The sequence below is a fragment of the Pseudomonas sp. NFPP07 genome, from assembly GCF_900115645.1.
GTDB classification, from domain to species: domain Bacteria; phylum Pseudomonadota; class Gammaproteobacteria; order Pseudomonadales; family Pseudomonadaceae; genus Aquipseudomonas; species Aquipseudomonas chlororaphis.
This window is the reverse complement of the sequence record NZ_FOXG01000012.1, coordinates 122,295-136,914: the sequence shown is the minus strand read 5'-3', so window position 1 is coordinate 136,914 and position 14,620 is coordinate 122,295. Positions and strand designations below refer to the sequence as shown.

Below are 14,620 nucleotides of genomic sequence, written 5' to 3'. Positions count from 1 at the left end.
GCCCCTGGGCGCCGTCAGCGTTTCTGCAACCTCAGTTGGCGCTCAACGCCTTGGTCGCCCGTGCCGCCGCGTTCTCCTGCCCGGCCTGGGCCAACTCATCGGCTGCCTTCAACCAACGCTGACGATCGACCTGGGCTGGCACCTGGGTCGGCCCCTGAATCAACACCGCCCAGTGTCCCGCATTGCTCCAGGCCGACTCGAACTTGGCAAAGTCCATCAACAGACGACGATTCATTCCCGCGCGCAGCAATACTGTCTGCTTGTGTCGGTTATAGCCCGCCAGCACGGCATAACGAGGCTCGGCCCAGAACGCCGAACCTTCGGTGTAACGCACCATCACCGGGTATCCCGCGGCAACCTGGGTCAGCAGCGCCGATAAATTGTCGTCCAGCGGATAGACCACCATCCCGTACTCACGCGCCAGGGTCAGCATGTTCTGCTGCAACTTCGCCTCGGCGCCAGGCAGGTGCAGCGGCTTGTCCAGCAGGCCTGGAGTGATCGCGATGCCTTGCTGGGACAGCATGCTGGCCAGGGTGCCCGGGCCACTCTGATAGGTTTCGCCGCGGAAAAACGGCACGCCGTTGAGTTCCACCCGCTCGGGCAGGCGCTGAATCTCCGGCTGCACGCTACTGGCGCAACCGGCCAGCGTCAGGGCGCAAGCGCCCGCCAACAACAGTGTTCGAAATCGCAGAAACATCCGTTCCATCATGACTCTCTTGTGCAGACGCCAAGCCAGGAGCCCCGGCCGAAACGCTGATCATAGGGCGCCGCGACACAGGGGTATAGCGTTAAGCCGCGGTAATTTGCGTCCCATAGAGCAAAGCGGTCGATGACACTCGACTATTGGTCAATGGCTTGAAACACATCCGCGACTAGACTGTCCATTGCGAAGAGTGTGTGCCCTGGACAGGGCAACAAGGAGGCATGCATGAGCCTGACAACGACAATCCTGATGCTGATCGGCGGCTGGCTGGCCGTTGCCGCTGCCATGCTCTGGGGTGTCTTGCGGATCGTTCGCCGACACCATCATCCGCGTTTGCCGACTCCCGCCGCGAAAACCGCAAAACCGGCCCGGCATCACGCCACCGCGCACTGACTGGTACTTTTTCTTCTGCCCAATAAAAAACGGCGGCCTGTGTCCTTGAACACAGGCCGCCGTCGGTTATTGCCGTAAATCAGGCTTCGACTTCCGCCGCCACCCGCTTCTGCCGGGCACGACGAGCCAGCATGTTCAGCCCCTCGATGGCCGCCGAGAAGGCCATGGCCGCGTACACATAACCTTTTGGCACATGGGCACCGAAACCTTCGGCGATCAGGGTCATGCCGATCATGATCAGGAAGCCCAGGGCCAGCATGACCACCGTCGGGTTGTCATTGATGAACTTGGCCAGAGGCTCGGCCGCCAGCAACATCACCAGTACCGACACCACCACCGCAATGATCATGATCGGCAAGTGTTCGGTCATGCCGACCGCGGTGATGATGCTGTCGATGGAGAACACCATGTCCAGCATCAGGATCTGGCCGATCGCCGCAGCAAAACCCAAGGATACGCCCGCGGTCTCGCTTTTGCTGTCCTGCGGCTCCGGGTCCATGCTGTGATGGATCTCCGTGGTGGCCTTCCACAGCAGGAACAAGCCGCCGGCAATCAGGATCATGTCCTTCCAGGAGAAGACCTGGCCGAAGACATCGATCACCGGTTCGGTCAGCTGCACGATGAAGGCGATGGTGCTGAGCAGTGCCAGACGCAGGATCAGGGCCATGCCGATACCGATCCGCCGGGCCTTGGCCCGGTGTTGCTCGGGCAGCTTGTTGGTCAGGATCGAAATAAAGATCAGGTTATCGATGCCGAGCACGATTTCCATGACCACCAGGGTTGCCAGGGCGACCCAGGCGGTGGGGCTGGCGGCGAGTTGTAAAAGGTATTCCATGGCTCAGTCCTGAGTCGGGGTATGGGGGAATCAGATTTCCTGGGACGACGAGGTGGCTTCTTTGGCCTCGTCAGCCGGCTTTTCCTGCTTGCTGATCAAGCCTTGGGTCGCGTCGCTGATCGCCTGTTCGGCGGCCTTGTGCGTGTCGTCGATCGCCTGCTTGGCGTTTTCCGCGGCCTTGCCCAACAGCTGCTGCGCGCTTTTCTCCGCCTGCTCGCAACCGGCAAGGGTGATCAACGACAACGCCAGCAACGATGCGGCGATGGATTTATAGGTCATTGCGCTTTCCTCGTTAGAACGGACCGGGCCGAGACGATGGCCCGTCAATAGCGAGGCATTCTATGGAGGCGAACACTTCAGGAAAATTCGTATTTTTAACAGCTATACTTCGATTTTTACGAATCAAAGCCAGCCATGCTCAACTATCGCCAACTGCACTACTTCTGGGTCGTCGCCAAGACCGGCAGCATCGTCCGGGCCTGCGAGCAACTGAACCTGACCCCGCAAACCATCAGCGGCCAGATCACCCTGCTCGAACAAACCTACGGCATCGAGTTGTTTCGCCGGGTCGGCCGGCAATTGGAGCTGACCGAAGCCGGGCGCCAGACCCTGCCCTACGCCGAGCAGATGTTCCAGCTCGGCGGCGAACTGGAAGCCATGCTCCAGGCCCAGCCCAACGAACAGCAGATCCTGTTTCGGGTCGGCGTGGCCGATGTGGTGCCCAAATCGATCGTCTACCGCCTGATCGCCCCGACCATGGAGTTGAACGAACCGATCCGCATCACCTGCCGCGAGGACAAACTCGAACGCCTGCTGGCCGACCTGGCCATCCAGCGCCTGGACCTGGTGATTTCCGACAGCCCCATGCCTTCGCACCTGGACATCAAGGGCTACAGCCAGAAACTCGGCGAATGCGGTATCAGTTTTTTCGCCACCGAAGAACTGGCCGAGCGCTATGGAACCAACTTTCCCCATAGCCTGCATGGCGCTCCGCTGCTGATTCCCGGGCAGGAAACCGTGGTGCGCAGCCGGCTGCTGCGCTGGCTGGCCGAGCAGCAGATACAACCCAGGATCATCGGTGAGTTCGACGACAGTGCCTTGATGCAGGCATTCGGCCAATCAGGCAGCGGGATCTTTATCAGCCCCAGCGTGATCGCCGACGAAGTGCGGCGCCAATACGGCGTGCAACTGATCGGCCAGACCGATGCGGTCAGCGAGTCGTTCTACGCCATTTCGGTCGAACGCAAGGTCAAGCACCCCGGCATCGTGGCGATCACCGAAGGCGCCCGCCGCGAGCTGTTCACCGCCATGGGCGCTTGAGGAGAGTCAGGCGCAGCTGGCCTGGGGCTTGAGGGTCATCAACAGCAGGGCCAGCAGGATCGACACCAGGATAAAACCGGCGGCGGCGAACCCCAGGCTGCCCAGCCCCAGGGTGTCGATCACCCGGCCACCGACCATGGCGCCCAGGCCGATGCCCAGGTTGGCTCCGGCGATGTTCAGCGAAGCGGCAAACGCCGGCGCCTGAGGCGCGGCCTTGATCAGGCGGACATGGCTGACCAGAAACAGCGCCGCCTGGGTCACGCCCCAGATGCCCATGGCCGCGGCCAGGCCCAGCGGCGAGTGAATGCTCGGCACCAGCGCCACCATGCCGCCGATCATCAAGGCGCAGAAACCCATGGAAGCCAGCAACGGATGGCGGTCCACCGCACGGCCGCCCAGCGAGTTGCCGATCAGCCCCACCGCGCCGAAACCCATCAGGCACCAACCCACCAGCGTGCCGTTGAAACCGGCCAGGCGCTCGAGGATATCCGCCAGGTAGGTGTAGGCGGTGAACATGCCGCTGAACACCAGGATCGACAGCAGCACATGCCCCTGCATCAAGGGGCTGCGCAGGATGCCGAACTGCGAGCGCAGGCTGGCCTGCTCGTTGTGCACGCGGGTCTGCGGCAGGTAGACATACAGCAGCAACGCCTTGGCAAAGGCCACCAGCGCCAGGATGCCGAACGCGGCGCGCCAGCCGAAGGCATCGGAAATCAGCGTACCCACCGGAATACCGAACACCGTGGCGCAGACGATGCCGAAGCCGATCTTGGCGATGGCCCGTCCGGCGTAGTCAGGACCGACGATATCCACCGCGGTTTCGCTGGCCAAAGCCCAGAACACCGGCAAGCCCAGCGCCGGGATCAGCCGCGCCACCGCCATCACCCAGATATTCGGCGCCAGCGCCGCCAGGGTATTGGCCAGGCCGAACATCACCAGCACCGAAATGAACAGGCGCTTGCGCTGGAAACGGGCGAAATAGGCCGTCAGGAACGGCCCGAACGCCGCCACGGTGAAGGCGAACAAGGTCACCAGCAGGCCGGCCTGCGGCACGCTGACCGCAAGGTCCCGGGCAATCGAAGGCAGCAGGCCGACAATGATGAACTCCGTCGTCAGCACGGTAAAACCGGCGGCTGACAACAGCAGAATGGGCAACAGCATGGAAAACTCCGGAAACGACGACATCAGCGATGGCCTGGTGGCCCGCTGACTGGAGATGAGAAGAGGATGGCGAATCCTAACAGAATGTGTCCGCGCATGTCTGGGGTAGCGGCGAAAAAACCGCAGGCTACTCTGGAAGGCTCAGGTGGCAGATCGTCACATCCGTGGGCGAACCCCGTGTGATAAAGTCCGCCCCCTGCCGCAACACCCCGTACTTTCAGCAACTCATCAGCACGGCGTCCCACGTCGACGCACGGCATATTAAAAAAATCAGAGATACCGCTATGACTGCTTCGCCCCCGTCGCTCCTGGAAAAACTCAAACGCACCAGCCTGGTCACGCAGATCGTCATTGGCCTGATCGCCGGTATCGCCCTGGCGCTGCTGGCCCCCGAACTGGCGAAATCCACCGCCTTTATCGGCAAGGTCTTTGTCTCGGCACTGAAAGCCGTCGCGCCGATCCTGGTATTCGTGCTGGTCATGGCCTCCATCGCCAACCACAAGCACGGCCAGGAAACCCATATCCGCCCGATCCTCTGGCTCTACCTGCTGGGCACTTTCGCCGCGGCGGTGGTGGCGGTAATCGCCAGCAGCCTGTTCCCCTCCTCCCTGGTGCTGAGCACCCATGATGTCGCCATCTCCGCCCCCGGCGGCATCAGCGAAGTCCTGCAAAGCCTGCTGCTGAGCGTGGTGGACAACCCGGTCAGCGCGCTGATGAACGCCAACTTCATCGGCATCCTGGCCTGGGCCATCGGCATGGGCGTGGCCATCCGCCATGCCGGCAACACCACCCGCACCGTGCTGGACGACCTGTCCAACGGCGTGACCCTGATCGTACGGGTAGTGATCCGCTTCGCCCCGCTGGGCATCTTCGGCCTGGTGGCTTCAACCCTGGCCACCTCCGGCTTCGGCGCCCTGCTCGGTTATATGCACCTGTTGGCGGTACTGATCGGCTGCATGCTGTTCGTCGCGCTGGTGATGAACCCGCTGATCGTGTTCTGGAAGATCCGCCGCAACCCGTTCCCGCTGGTGCTCATGTGCCTGCGCGAAAGCGGCATCACCGCCTTCTTCACCCGCAGCTCGGCGGCCAACATTCCGGTCAACCTGGAACTGAGCAAGCGCCTGGGCCTGCATGAAGACACCTATTCGGTGTCGATCCCGCTGGGCGCCACCATCAACATGGCCGGCGCCGCCATCACCATCACTGTGCTGACCCTGGCGGCCGTGCATACCCTGGGTATCGCCGTCGACCTGCCCACCGCCGTGCTGCTCAGCGTGGTCGCCGCCATCTGTGCCTGCGGCGCTTCCGGCGTGGCCGGCGGTTCGCTGCTGTTGATTCCGCTGGCCTGCAGCCTGTTCGGCATCCCCAGCGAAATCGCCATGCAGGTGGTCGCCGTCGGCTTCATCATCGGCGTGCTGCAGGACTCGGCGGAAACCGCGCTGAACTCCTCCACCGACGTGCTCTTCACCGCCGCCGCGTGCATGGCCCAGGAAGAGAAGGTCCGCCAGACCGCCTGATCCTGCACGAATAGCGCGCACTAAAAAGCCCGGCAAGGCTCGCACCTTGCCGGGCTTTTTTATGGGCCTGGCCCCCCAACTACATCAGAAAGCGCCCATGTAGTCGCGCTTGCCGATTTCCACGCCGTTGTGGCGCAGGATCGCGTAGGTGGTGGTGACATGGAAGAAGAATTGCGGCAGGCCGTAGCTCAGCAGGTAGGACTGGCCGCTGAAGCGCTTCTCTTTCGGGGTGCCCGGACGGGTGACGATCTCGATGCCTTCCTTGCCATCGATCTGCGCTGGCTGGATGCCGTCGATAAAGGCCAGGACCTTGGCCAGCAGCGCCTGCAGCTCGGCAAAGGTGGTTTCGCTGTCGTCGTACTTCGGCAGTTCGACTTCGGCCAGGCGAGCGGAAACGCCCTTGGCGAAATCGACGGCGATCTGCACCTGGCGGATCAGCGGGAACATGTCCGGGTACAGGCGCGCCTGGAGGAAGGCATTCGGGTCGATGTTCTTGGCGGTGGCGTGGGCTTCGGCCTTGTTCAGGACATCGCTCAGGGCGTTGAGCATTTGCTTGAAGACAGGAACGGAGGCGGCGTACAGGGAAATAGTCATGGTGATCTCGACAGGCTGACGGAAAAAAGCACAAACAAAGCTGGCGCGATTATAGACCTGCTTGAGTGCCGCCGGCGGCTTGTCTTTTATCCAGCAAGGATTAGGCTAGTCGCCTTCGACAGCATAGGGAACGCGCGATGAGCATTGAGCAAGAAACTTTGAGCGAGCAATTGCAACTGAGCAGCACCGAACTGCGCATTCTCGGATCGCTGATCGAGAAGCAGGCGACCAGCCCGGAAACCTATCCGCTGACCCTCAATGCCCTGGTCATCGCCTGCAACCAGAAAACCAGCCGCGAACCGGTGATGAACCTCACCCAGGGCCAGGTCGGCCAGAGCCTGCGCGCCCTGGAAAACCGCGGCTTCGCCCGCCTGGTGATGGGCAGCCGCGCCGATCGCTGGGAGCATCGCCTGGACAAGGCGCTGGAACTGGTGCCGGCGCAGGTGGCCCTGGCCGGCCTGCTGTTTTTGCGCGGCCCGCAGACCGTCAACGAACTGCTGACCCGCAGCGGGCGCATGCACGATTTCGAAGACAGCGAACAGGTGGTGCACCAACTGGAACGCCTGATCGCTCGTGGCCTGGCGTTGCTGATCCCGCGCCAAGCCGGGCAGCGTGAAGATCGCTACATGCATGCCCTGGGCGACCCGGCGGATATCGAGGCGATCCTCGCCGCCCGGCAGAACCCGGTGGAGCGCAGCGCGGGCAGCGGCGTATCGGCGGAGCGCATCGAAGAGCTGGAAGCGCGCATCGCCGCCCTCGAAGAGCGCCTGGCGAAACTCGAAGGCTGATCCCCGCCCCTGCGGCAGCGCCTTGTAGCCGCTGCCGCAGGCTGCGATCGCCGACGCAGTCGGGGTAAAGCCTCAGAACACTTCCCGCTACTCCCCGTCCCAGTAATCCACCCCGTCCGCATGCCGCGCCACCGCGACGAATCCCGAGGCGTTGCCCTCATCGTCGATCTTGAAGTCCTTCATCACCACATATTTGCCGGAGTCCGGGTATTCGCAGATGTCCGGCGCTTCCTGGGTGCTGACCGCCAGGTAGCGCAACTCACCCTGGCTGGTGTTGATGATCTGGTGCGCGCTGTCCATGTCGCCCGGCGGGCAGGCGATCACATCACCGGCGCGGATGGCAAAACGCTCGGCGCCGAGGCGGATCTCGCCCTCGCCGGCGACTATGTAGAACATCTCTTCATTGACGCGATGGTTATGGAAGGGGCTGGCACGCATCCCCGGGCCCAGGGCAATCAGCCGGTAGCCGAGCTTCCGGGCGCCCAGTTGCTGGCCGATGCGGGCGATGCGCTGGACATAACGGCCGGCGGTGTCGCCGGTGGGGCTCAGGGCTTCAGGCAGCGGCTGAAGGTCCGCCTGATCCAGATTGAGAATGGCAGGTGGCATAACGGTCCTCGATCACGGTGACGTGGAACAGGGGCAAGTCTTGGCTTGCTGGCGACCAGTATAGGCAGGGCTTTACGCCCCTCCGACCTGCCCCGTTCCACCCACCGATCAGGCCCGGGCGAAGGCCACCGCCTGCTGGAACTGCTCGGCGCTGGGGCGCACGCCGGTGTACAGCACGAACTGCTCCAGCGCCTGGATGGCGATCACTTCCAGGCCGGTGATCACTTGCTTGCCCTCGGCCCGGGCGCGCAGGATCAGCGGGGTTTCCGCCGGCACCGCCACCACGTCGAACACGGTACGCGCGGCCTCGATCGCCTCGACCGGGAACGCCAACTGGTCGGCCTCGGGGCCGCCGCTCATGCCGATCGGGGTGACGTTGATCAGCATCTGCGGGCGCAATTCGCCCAGCTCCGCCTGCCAGGCATAGCCCAGGGATTCGGCGAGGGCCTGCCCGGCCTGGGCATTGCGGGCAACTATCACGCCATCGTGGTAGCCACCATCGCGCAAGGCACTGGCCACCGCCTTGGCCATGCCGCCGCTGCCGCGCAGGGCAAAGCGGGTGTCCTTGGGAATCCGGTGGCGTTCGAGCAACTGGGCGACGGCGATGTAGTCGGTGTTGTAGGCCTTGAGGTGGCCGTTGGTGTTGACGATGGTGTTGATCGACTGGATCGCACTGGCCGAGGCGTCCAGTTCGTCCACCAGGGCAATGCAGGCTTCCTTGAACGGCATGGACACGCCACAGCCGCGAATGCCCAGGGCGCGGATCCCGGCGACGGCGCCTGGCAGGTCCTGGCTGCTGAAGGCCTTGTAGTAGAAGTTCAAGCCCAGCTGTTCATACAAGTGATTGTGAAAGCGCAAGCCGAAATTCCCCGGACGCCCTGACAGCGACATACACAACTGGGTGTCTTTGTTGGGGTTCATCTGCATGTTGATCTCCTTGGAACGCACTTTCGGATAGACGGGATTAGCCAGTCATCGGGTTCTGCCCGATCATATCGACGTGCCTGAAAGACGGGCCTGCCGCCCACGGACGAGGGTCAATAAACCGGTACAGACCTTACACAAAATTTACCCGGCGGCTGTGCAGTTTTTCAGAAAAAAGCGGTCTTAGAAGTATCCCCGCGACAGTCCTCGCGTCTATGGCAGACCGAGCGCCGGGGTCGGAACCGAGGAATAGCCATGATGCGTAAAATCCCCAAGATAGCCTTGCTCATTGGTGCACTTGCTGTCGCCGGTCAAGCGTCCGCCCACGGTGGCGGTGGTTGGGGTGGCCCGGCGGTAGTCGGTGCGGTGGTCGGCGCCGCGGTAGTGGGTTCGGTGATCGCCAGCCACAGCCGCCCGGTCTACGTGCAACAGCCAGTCTACGTCCAGCCGCAGCCGGTCTATGCCGCGCCGCCACCGGTCTACTACCAGCCACAGCCGGTGTACGTGGAAGGCCCGCCGGTCTATTACCGCCCGGCCCCGGTGTACTACGGCCCACCTCGTGGCTACTACGGCCCACCCCGCCATTACTACTATGGCCCCGGCCGCTGGTAAGCCAGGCGATCACACACCTACAGGCCCCGCCTTCGCCAGCGGGGCCTGTTGCGTTTTGCCAAACGTCTGAATAAATCTTGCAAAGGTCGCTGCTGGAACAGTTTTTGCGATTCAATCCAGCAATAGTGTTTGTTGCCCAGCGGCAGCCCGTATACGCGAGTCCACGACTGTCATATTTATGTCATGTCAGGTCCGCAAGATCGGATCTGTCCACAAAACAGCCCCATAACAACAAGGACGACTCCCATGCCAACACAGAACCCTCATCACTCCCCTACCCTGGGTACCGCGAGCAAGGTGTACAGCGCCCTGACCGAACTCAAGCACCTGGAAGGCCACCGCAGCGCCAAGTTCCTGGCCTTGCTGGCCGAACACCTGGTGCGCAAGGGCCTGCTGCACGACCCGGAAGTGGTCTACATGCTCGATCAGGTCGTCGACTGATCGGGCTGGTGCTTTTTTCGCCGGTATCGATGTCCACTATCGAGCGCGGTGATTTTTCGTAGCACTTGCCGGTCCGTAAGGTAACTCCACAGATTGATGGAGGTACTTATGCCCAAGGTTCAGATCATGTCCGTTATCGGTAGCGCCGTTCCCACCTCGCTCAGGGAACTGGGGTTGCTGGCGTGTTGGTACCTGGTGCGCGACGGTGAGCCGGTCAGTGGCCCGCTCACTTCGCTGACCGCCGCCCAGGCCCTGTCGCAAAAGATCGAGCAGCGCGTCCTGCATGCCTAAGGCAACGGCAGTTGTGGCCGCGGCCGGGTATCGACGAACAGGCCCCAGCTGGAGATGAACAGCGCGGCGATCAATGGCCCGATGACAAAGCCGTTCAGGCCGAAGATCGCCAGGCCGCCCAGGGTCGAAATCAGAATCAGGTAATCCGGCATCCTGGTGTCCTTGCCCACCAGGATCGGGCGCAGCACGTTGTCCACCAGGCCGATCACGAACACCCCGTACAAGCCCAGCACCACCCCTTGCCAGATCGCCCCGCTGAGCAGAAAGTACAGGGCCACCGGGCCCCAGACGATCGCCGCGCCCACCGCCGGCAACAACGACAGCAGGGCCATCAGCACCGCCCACAGCAGCGGGCTGGGAATCTCCAGAAACCAGAAAATCAACCCGCCCAGCAGCCCCTGGCTGATCGCCACCAGCACGTTGCCCTTCACCGTGGCCCGCACCACCCGATTGAACTTGAGCTGCAGCCGGCGTTTCTGGTGTTCGGCCAACGGCACCGCGATGCGCACCTTGCGTACCAGTTCGGGGCCATCGCGCAGAAAGAAGAACAACAGGTACAGCATCACGAAAAAGCTCACCACGAACTTGAAGGTGCCCTGGCCGACGCTGAATGCCTGGGTGGCGAAGAACTGACTGCCTTGCAGCGCACCCTTGACGATCTTCTCGCGCACGCTCTCCAGCTCACCCAGGCCGAAACGGTCCAGCAGTTGCTGGAAGTACGGCGGCAGGCTGTGCTTGAGCTGATCCAGATGACCGGTAATGTCCAGCTTACCGCTTTCGATGTTCTGGTAGAGGTTGGCGCCCTCCTGCACCAGCAAGGTGCCGATGACGATCACCGGCAGAATGGCGATCACCAGGCAGATGCTCAGGGTGCACAGGGCGGTCAGGGTGCGTGGCCAACCGAACTTGAGTTGCAGGCGCCGTTGCAGCGGGTTGAACAGGATGCCGAGAATCACCGCCCAGAACACCGGGCCGTAAAAGGGCAGCAGAAGCCAGATGAAGGCGACGGTCACCAGGGTCAGCAGAAGCAACAGGCTTTTGTGTTGCATGAGGTGCTGGTTCATGTCCGCTCCCCGTCAATAAGGTCCAGGACGCCGCAAAGCGCTCCTAAAGCGTTAGTCCGCCAGCGTTCGGCCAAGTGCCCTGTTTTATTCGTCGAGCATAGACCCAGATCAATGCAGCCGGCTGGCCCTGGCCTTACCCTCGCGACCTTTTGCCATCGACCATCGCCATGACGCCCCTGATCCGTCCCGAACTGCTCGCCCCCGCCGGCACCCTGAAAAACATGCGCTATGCCTTCGCCTATGGCGCCGACGCGGTGTACGCCGGCCAGCCGCGCTACAGCCTGCGGGTGCGCAACAACGAATTCGACCACGCCAACCTGGCCCTCGGCATTCGCGAGGCCCAGGCCCAGGGCAAGCGCTTCTACGTGGTGGTCAACATCGCCCCGCACAACGCCAAGCTCAAGACCTTCCTCAAAGACCTGGAGCCGGTGATCGCCATGGCCCCGGACGCGTTGATCATGTCCGACCCGGGGCTGATCATGCTGGTGCGCCGGCACTTCCCGCAGATGCCGATCCACCTGTCGGTGCAGGCCAATACGGTGAACTGGGCCAGCGTCGAGTTCTGGCAGCAACAGGGCCTGAGCCGGATCATCCTGTCCCGCGAGCTGTCCCTGGAAGAGATCGAGGAAATCCGCCAGCAAGTGCCGGCCATGGAGCTCGAGGTATTCGTCCACGGCGCGCTGTGCATGGCCTATTCCGGGCGCTGCCTGCTGTCGGGCTACATGAACAAGCGCGACGCCAACCAGGGCACCTGCACCAATGCCTGCCGCTGGAAATACCAGGCCCAGGAGGCTACGCAGAATACCCTCGGCGAGATCGTCCAGCCGTTCCAGCCCGAACCGACCCTGGGCCTGGGCGCGCCGACCGACCAGGTGTTCCTGCTGCGCGAGGCCAATCGCCCGGACGAAGCGATGCCAGCCTTCGAGGACGAGCACGGCACCTACATCATGAACGCCAAGGATCTGCGCGCGGTGCAGCACGTCGAACGCCTGACGCGCATGGGCGTGCACTCATTGAAGATCGAGGGCCGCACCAAGTCGCACTTCTATTGCGCCCGCACCACCCAGGTCTATCGCCGGGCCATCGACGACGCGGTGGCCGGTCGCGAGTTCGACCGCAGCCTGATGAACGACCTGGAGTCCCTGGCCCAGCGTGGCTACACCGAAGGCTTCCTGCGCCGCCATGTGCACGACGAGTACCAGAACTACCAGAACGGCAGTTCGGTGTCGGAACGCCAGCAGTTCGTCGGCGAACTCACCGGCGAACGCCGCGACCGCCTGGCGGAAGTGAAGGTGAAGAACCGCTTTGCCCTGGGCGACCATATGGAACTGATGACGCCCAAGGGCAACTTCCACTTCGACCTGAACCAGTTGCAGAACGTGCGCGGCGAGCCGATCGAGGTCGCGCCGGGGGACGGGCATACGGTGTACCTGCCGATCCCCGATCAGGTGGACCTGCGCTTTGGCCTGCTAATGCGCGATATCAGCGCCTGATGCCGTGTAGGTAACACCCTGATGTAACTGGTGGGCCGCCAAGCAAGACCCTTCGGGCCTTTTCGCAGCCTCGCAAGCTCGGCAGCGGCTACACCAGCCATCAGACACCGGCCACCGGCACCGCGCGCCTCAGATGCGGAATTGCCCCACCAATCGCCCCAGGCGCTGGCCGAGGTCGGCCAGGCTGCGTGAGGTCTGGGCGCCGAGCTGGGTTTCGTCGGCGACGCTGTCCACCGCCACCGCGATCTGGTGCACGCTGCGGTTGATCTCCTCGGCCACCGCGGTCTGTTCTTCCGCGGCGCTGGCGATCTGCGCGTTCATCGAGTTGATGGTGCCGATCAGTTGCGCCATGGCATCCAGCGACGCCCCGGCCTCGTTGGCCTGGTGCGAGGTGCCGTCGCCGGCATCGCTGGAGCGGCGCATGGCCTCCACGGCGGTGCGCGTGCCCTGTTGCAGGCGGTCGATCATGCCCTGGATTTCCTGGGTGCTCTGCTGGGTGCGGCTGGCCAGGGCCCTGACCTCATCGGCCACCACCGCGAAGCCACGCCCGGCCTCACCGGCCCGCGCCGCTTCGATGGCGGCGTTGAGGGCCAGCAGGTTGGTCTGTTCGGCAATGGAACGGATCACGTCGAGCACGCTGACAATCGACGCCACGTCCTTCTGCAGGCTGTCCAGGGAGGTGCCGCTGCTGCGGATATCGCTGACCAGCGCGTGAATCTGCTGGATGCTGCCATCCACCACGCGCTTGGCCGCCTGGCCTTCCTCGTCGGTCTGCTGCGCCGCCACGGCCGCGCCCTGGGCACTGCGCGCCACTTCCTGGGCCGCCGACGACATTTGGTTGATCGCCGTGGCCACCTGATCGGTCTCGTGACGCTGGCGCTCCATGGCCTGCTCGGAACGCTGGGCCTGTTCGGACACCTGGGTCACCAGGCCGGTCAGTTGGCCGGTCATCTCGGTGATCTGCCGCACCAGGCCGTGGATCTTGTCGACGAAACGGTTGAAGGAACTGGCCAGGTCGCCCAGCTCGTCCTGGCTGGTGATGGCCAGGCGGCGGGTCAGGTCGCCTTCGCCGGCGGCGATATCGTCGAGGTTGAGCTTCATCAGGTTCAGCGGCCGCAGGATGGTATTGGCCACCAGCAGGCCGATGGCGGCGATCACCAGCAGCACCACCACGGCGATGCCGATGATGCTCAGGACCATGCCCCGCATGCGCTGGTTGACGCTGGCCTCGACCTCGGCCACCTGGGCGTCGATGCCGTCCAGGTTCACCGAGGAGCCGACAATCAGGTCCCACTTGGGCAGGTATTCGGTGTAGCCCAGCTTCGGCACCAGCACGTCGCTTCCCGGCTGGGTCGAGCTGTACTGCACATAGTGCGTGCCGTCCTTGCCGACCTTGACCAGCTCGCGGTTGACGTACACGCCGTTGGGATCGCGGTTGTCCTTGAAGCTCTTGCCGACGCCGTCCGGGCTGTTGCCCTTGAACAGGCGCACCGTCTCGGAGTCGTAGCCGAAGAAGTAACCGTCCTTGCCGTAGGTGATGTTCGACAGCAACTTCACCACCTGGGCACGGGCCGCGGCATCGCCGGGCGCCGCCACGTCGTAGAGCGGCTTGACGGTGCTCAGGGCCACCTCCACATAGCTTTGCAGCGTGGTCTTGGCCTCGCCGAGCAGGCGCTGCCGGGTCTCGTCCACCTCGTTCTGCGCCTGCTCCTTGAGCATGACGACCGTGGTCAGGCTGATCACCAGCGCAAACAACAGGACCGGGAGGACCGCGAGGGACAGGACTTTGCCCTTCAGACTTAAGCGCATAGGAGGTTCACTCTTGATGTTGTTGGCGTGATACAGCCTTAACGGCACGCCGCCACAAAAGTTGAGCCC

17 protein-coding genes are annotated in these 14,620 nt (G+C 63.2%); 8 read left to right on the top strand and 9 right to left on the bottom strand.

From position 1 onward, the window contains the following. Positions 1 to 31 precede the first annotated feature (31 nt). Positions 32 to 706 carry a PA2778 family cysteine peptidase gene (locus tag BM019_RS27475; protein WP_037004852.1) on the bottom strand — a complete coding sequence of 225 codons (675 nt, stop codon included), beginning with the start codon at positions 704 to 706 and terminating at the stop codon, positions 32 to 34. Positions 707 to 928: 222 nt separating this feature from the next. On the opposite strand from BM019_RS27475, the gene BM019_RS30890 reads away from it, so the two are divergent. Further along, positions 929 to 1,096 carry a hypothetical protein gene (locus BM019_RS30890; protein ID WP_009044656.1) on the top strand — a complete coding sequence of 56 codons (168 nt, stop codon included), beginning with the start codon at positions 929 to 931 and terminating at the stop codon, positions 1,094 to 1,096. Positions 1,097 to 1,175: 79 nt separating this feature from the next. Here the strand turns inward: BM019_RS30890 and BM019_RS27470 are convergent, their stop codons facing one another. Together BM019_RS27470 and BM019_RS27465 are read right to left on the bottom strand one after the other, a co-directional pair. Beyond that, on the bottom strand, positions 1,176 to 1,931 hold the full coding sequence (locus tag BM019_RS27470; protein WP_092421839.1) for a TerC family protein: 756 nt from the start codon (positions 1,929 to 1,931) through the stop codon (positions 1,176 to 1,178). A 30-nt stretch (positions 1,932 to 1,961) separates the two neighbouring features. Beyond that, on the bottom strand, positions 1,962 to 2,210 hold the full coding sequence (locus BM019_RS27465; protein WP_009044657.1) for a hypothetical protein: 249 nt from the start codon (positions 2,208 to 2,210) through the stop codon (positions 1,962 to 1,964). A 135-nt stretch (positions 2,211 to 2,345) separates the two neighbouring features. Between BM019_RS27465 and nhaR the strand changes: the two genes are divergently transcribed. Next, positions 2,346 to 3,251 (top strand): transcriptional activator NhaR, encoded by a 906-nt coding sequence (gene nhaR / locus BM019_RS27460; protein WP_007927225.1) that lies wholly within the window; start codon positions 2,346 to 2,348, stop codon positions 3,249 to 3,251. Between the two features lie 6 nt (positions 3,252 to 3,257). Here the strand turns inward: nhaR and BM019_RS27455 are convergent, their stop codons facing one another. Then, positions 3,258 to 4,412: an MFS transporter gene (locus BM019_RS27455; RefSeq protein ID WP_007927226.1), complete on the bottom strand. Its 1,155-nt coding sequence runs from the start codon at positions 4,410 to 4,412 to the stop codon at positions 3,258 to 3,260. 284 nt (positions 4,413 to 4,696) lie between these two features. Between BM019_RS27455 and sstT the strand changes: the two genes are divergently transcribed. Beyond that, the gene (gene sstT, locus BM019_RS27450; protein WP_053261898.1) at positions 4,697 to 5,929 is read left to right on the top strand and encodes a serine/threonine transporter SstT; all 1,233 of its coding nucleotides are present in this window, start codon (positions 4,697 to 4,699) and stop codon (positions 5,927 to 5,929) included. An 84-nt stretch (positions 5,930 to 6,013) separates the two neighbouring features. Here the strand turns inward: sstT and BM019_RS27445 are convergent, their stop codons facing one another. After that, entirely contained in the window at positions 6,014 to 6,523 is a 510-nt protein-coding gene (locus BM019_RS27445) for a DUF1993 domain-containing protein (protein ID WP_009044660.1), read from the bottom strand. A 137-nt stretch (positions 6,524 to 6,660) separates the two neighbouring features. Between BM019_RS27445 and BM019_RS27440 the strand changes: the two genes are divergently transcribed. After that, on the top strand, positions 6,661 to 7,311 hold the full coding sequence (locus tag BM019_RS27440; RefSeq protein ID WP_009044661.1) for a YceH family protein: 651 nt from the start codon (positions 6,661 to 6,663) through the stop codon (positions 7,309 to 7,311). 87 nt (positions 7,312 to 7,398) lie between these two features. Here the strand turns inward: BM019_RS27440 and BM019_RS27435 are convergent, their stop codons facing one another. After that, entirely contained in the window at positions 7,399 to 7,917 is a 519-nt protein-coding gene (locus tag BM019_RS27435) for a cupin domain-containing protein (protein ID WP_009044662.1), read from the bottom strand. A 108-nt stretch (positions 7,918 to 8,025) separates the two neighbouring features. Continuing rightward, positions 8,026 to 8,844: a shikimate 5-dehydrogenase gene (locus BM019_RS27430; protein WP_092421836.1), complete on the bottom strand. Its 819-nt coding sequence runs from the start codon at positions 8,842 to 8,844 to the stop codon at positions 8,026 to 8,028. A 252-nt stretch (positions 8,845 to 9,096) separates the two neighbouring features. On the opposite strand from BM019_RS27430, the gene BM019_RS27425 reads away from it, so the two are divergent. The 3 genes from BM019_RS27425 to BM019_RS27415 all read left to right on the top strand — a co-directional run bounded on the left by BM019_RS27425 (position 9,097) and on the right by BM019_RS27415 (position 10,185). After that, positions 9,097 to 9,453, top strand: coding sequence for a hypothetical protein (locus BM019_RS27425; RefSeq protein WP_007927233.1), 357 nt, complete (start codon positions 9,097 to 9,099; stop codon positions 9,451 to 9,453). 246 nt (positions 9,454 to 9,699) lie between these two features. Then, positions 9,700 to 9,894, top strand: a complete 195-nt coding sequence (locus BM019_RS27420) for a hypothetical protein (RefSeq protein WP_007927235.1) — start codon at positions 9,700 to 9,702, stop codon at positions 9,892 to 9,894. 108 nt (positions 9,895 to 10,002) lie between these two features. Beyond that, complete coding sequence (locus tag BM019_RS27415) at positions 10,003 to 10,185, top strand: hypothetical protein (protein ID WP_007927236.1); 183 nt, start codon at positions 10,003 to 10,005, stop codon at positions 10,183 to 10,185. On the opposite strand, the gene BM019_RS27410 is transcribed toward BM019_RS27415, so the two are convergent. Beyond that, on the bottom strand, positions 10,182 to 11,249 hold the full coding sequence (locus BM019_RS27410; RefSeq protein WP_009044664.1) for an AI-2E family transporter: 1,068 nt from the start codon (positions 11,247 to 11,249) through the stop codon (positions 10,182 to 10,184). The two genes, BM019_RS27415 and BM019_RS27410, sit on opposite strands and share 4 nt — an antisense overlap. A gap of 167 nt (positions 11,250 to 11,416) precedes the next feature. On the opposite strand from BM019_RS27410, the gene yegQ reads away from it, so the two are divergent. After that, entirely contained in the window at positions 11,417 to 12,742 is a 1,326-nt protein-coding gene (yegQ, locus tag BM019_RS27405; RefSeq protein WP_092421833.1) for a prephenate-dependent tRNA uridine(34) hydroxylase TrhP, read from the top strand. A gap of 129 nt (positions 12,743 to 12,871) precedes the next feature. Here yegQ and BM019_RS27400 read toward each other — a convergent pair whose 3' ends face one another. Continuing rightward, on the bottom strand, positions 12,872 to 14,551 hold the full coding sequence (locus tag BM019_RS27400; protein ID WP_092421830.1) for a methyl-accepting chemotaxis protein: 1,680 nt from the start codon (positions 14,549 to 14,551) through the stop codon (positions 12,872 to 12,874). Positions 14,552 to 14,620: the final 69 nt, after the last annotated feature.

Excerpts from the sequence above, each read along its gene's own strand:
- BM019_RS27475 (WP_037004852.1), bottom strand. The coding sequence starts at position 706 with ATGGAACGGATGTTTCTGCGATTTCGAACACTGTTGTTGGCGGGCGCT.
- BM019_RS30890 (WP_009044656.1), top strand. The coding sequence starts at position 929 with ATGAGCCTGACAACGACAATCCTGATGCTGATCGGCGGCTGGCTGGCC.
- BM019_RS27470 (WP_092421839.1), bottom strand. The coding sequence starts at position 1,931 with ATGGAATACCTTTTACAACTCGCCGCCAGCCCCACCGCCTGGGTCGCC.
- BM019_RS27465 (WP_009044657.1), bottom strand. The coding sequence starts at position 2,210 with ATGACCTATAAATCCATCGCCGCATCGTTGCTGGCGTTGTCGTTGATC.
- nhaR (WP_007927225.1), top strand. The coding sequence starts at position 2,346 with ATGCTCAACTATCGCCAACTGCACTACTTCTGGGTCGTCGCCAAGACC.
- BM019_RS27455 (WP_007927226.1), bottom strand. The coding sequence starts at position 4,412 with ATGCTGTTGCCCATTCTGCTGTTGTCAGCCGCCGGTTTTACCGTGCTG.
- sstT (WP_053261898.1), top strand. The coding sequence starts at position 4,697 with ATGACTGCTTCGCCCCCGTCGCTCCTGGAAAAACTCAAACGCACCAGC.
- BM019_RS27445 (WP_009044660.1), bottom strand. The coding sequence starts at position 6,523 with ATGACTATTTCCCTGTACGCCGCCTCCGTTCCTGTCTTCAAGCAAATG.
- BM019_RS27440 (WP_009044661.1), top strand. The coding sequence starts at position 6,661 with ATGAGCATTGAGCAAGAAACTTTGAGCGAGCAATTGCAACTGAGCAGC.
- BM019_RS27435 (WP_009044662.1), bottom strand. The coding sequence starts at position 7,917 with ATGCCACCTGCCATTCTCAATCTGGATCAGGCGGACCTTCAGCCGCTG.
- BM019_RS27430 (WP_092421836.1), bottom strand. The coding sequence starts at position 8,844 with ATGCAGATGAACCCCAACAAAGACACCCAGTTGTGTATGTCGCTGTCA.
- BM019_RS27425 (WP_007927233.1), top strand. The coding sequence starts at position 9,097 with ATGATGCGTAAAATCCCCAAGATAGCCTTGCTCATTGGTGCACTTGCT.
- BM019_RS27420 (WP_007927235.1), top strand. The coding sequence starts at position 9,700 with ATGCCAACACAGAACCCTCATCACTCCCCTACCCTGGGTACCGCGAGC.
- BM019_RS27415 (WP_007927236.1), top strand. The coding sequence starts at position 10,003 with ATGCCCAAGGTTCAGATCATGTCCGTTATCGGTAGCGCCGTTCCCACC.
- BM019_RS27410 (WP_009044664.1), bottom strand. The coding sequence starts at position 11,249 with ATGAACCAGCACCTCATGCAACACAAAAGCCTGTTGCTTCTGCTGACC.
- yegQ (WP_092421833.1), top strand. The coding sequence starts at position 11,417 with ATGACGCCCCTGATCCGTCCCGAACTGCTCGCCCCCGCCGGCACCCTG.
- BM019_RS27400 (WP_092421830.1), bottom strand. The coding sequence starts at position 14,551 with ATGCGCTTAAGTCTGAAGGGCAAAGTCCTGTCCCTCGCGGTCCTCCCG.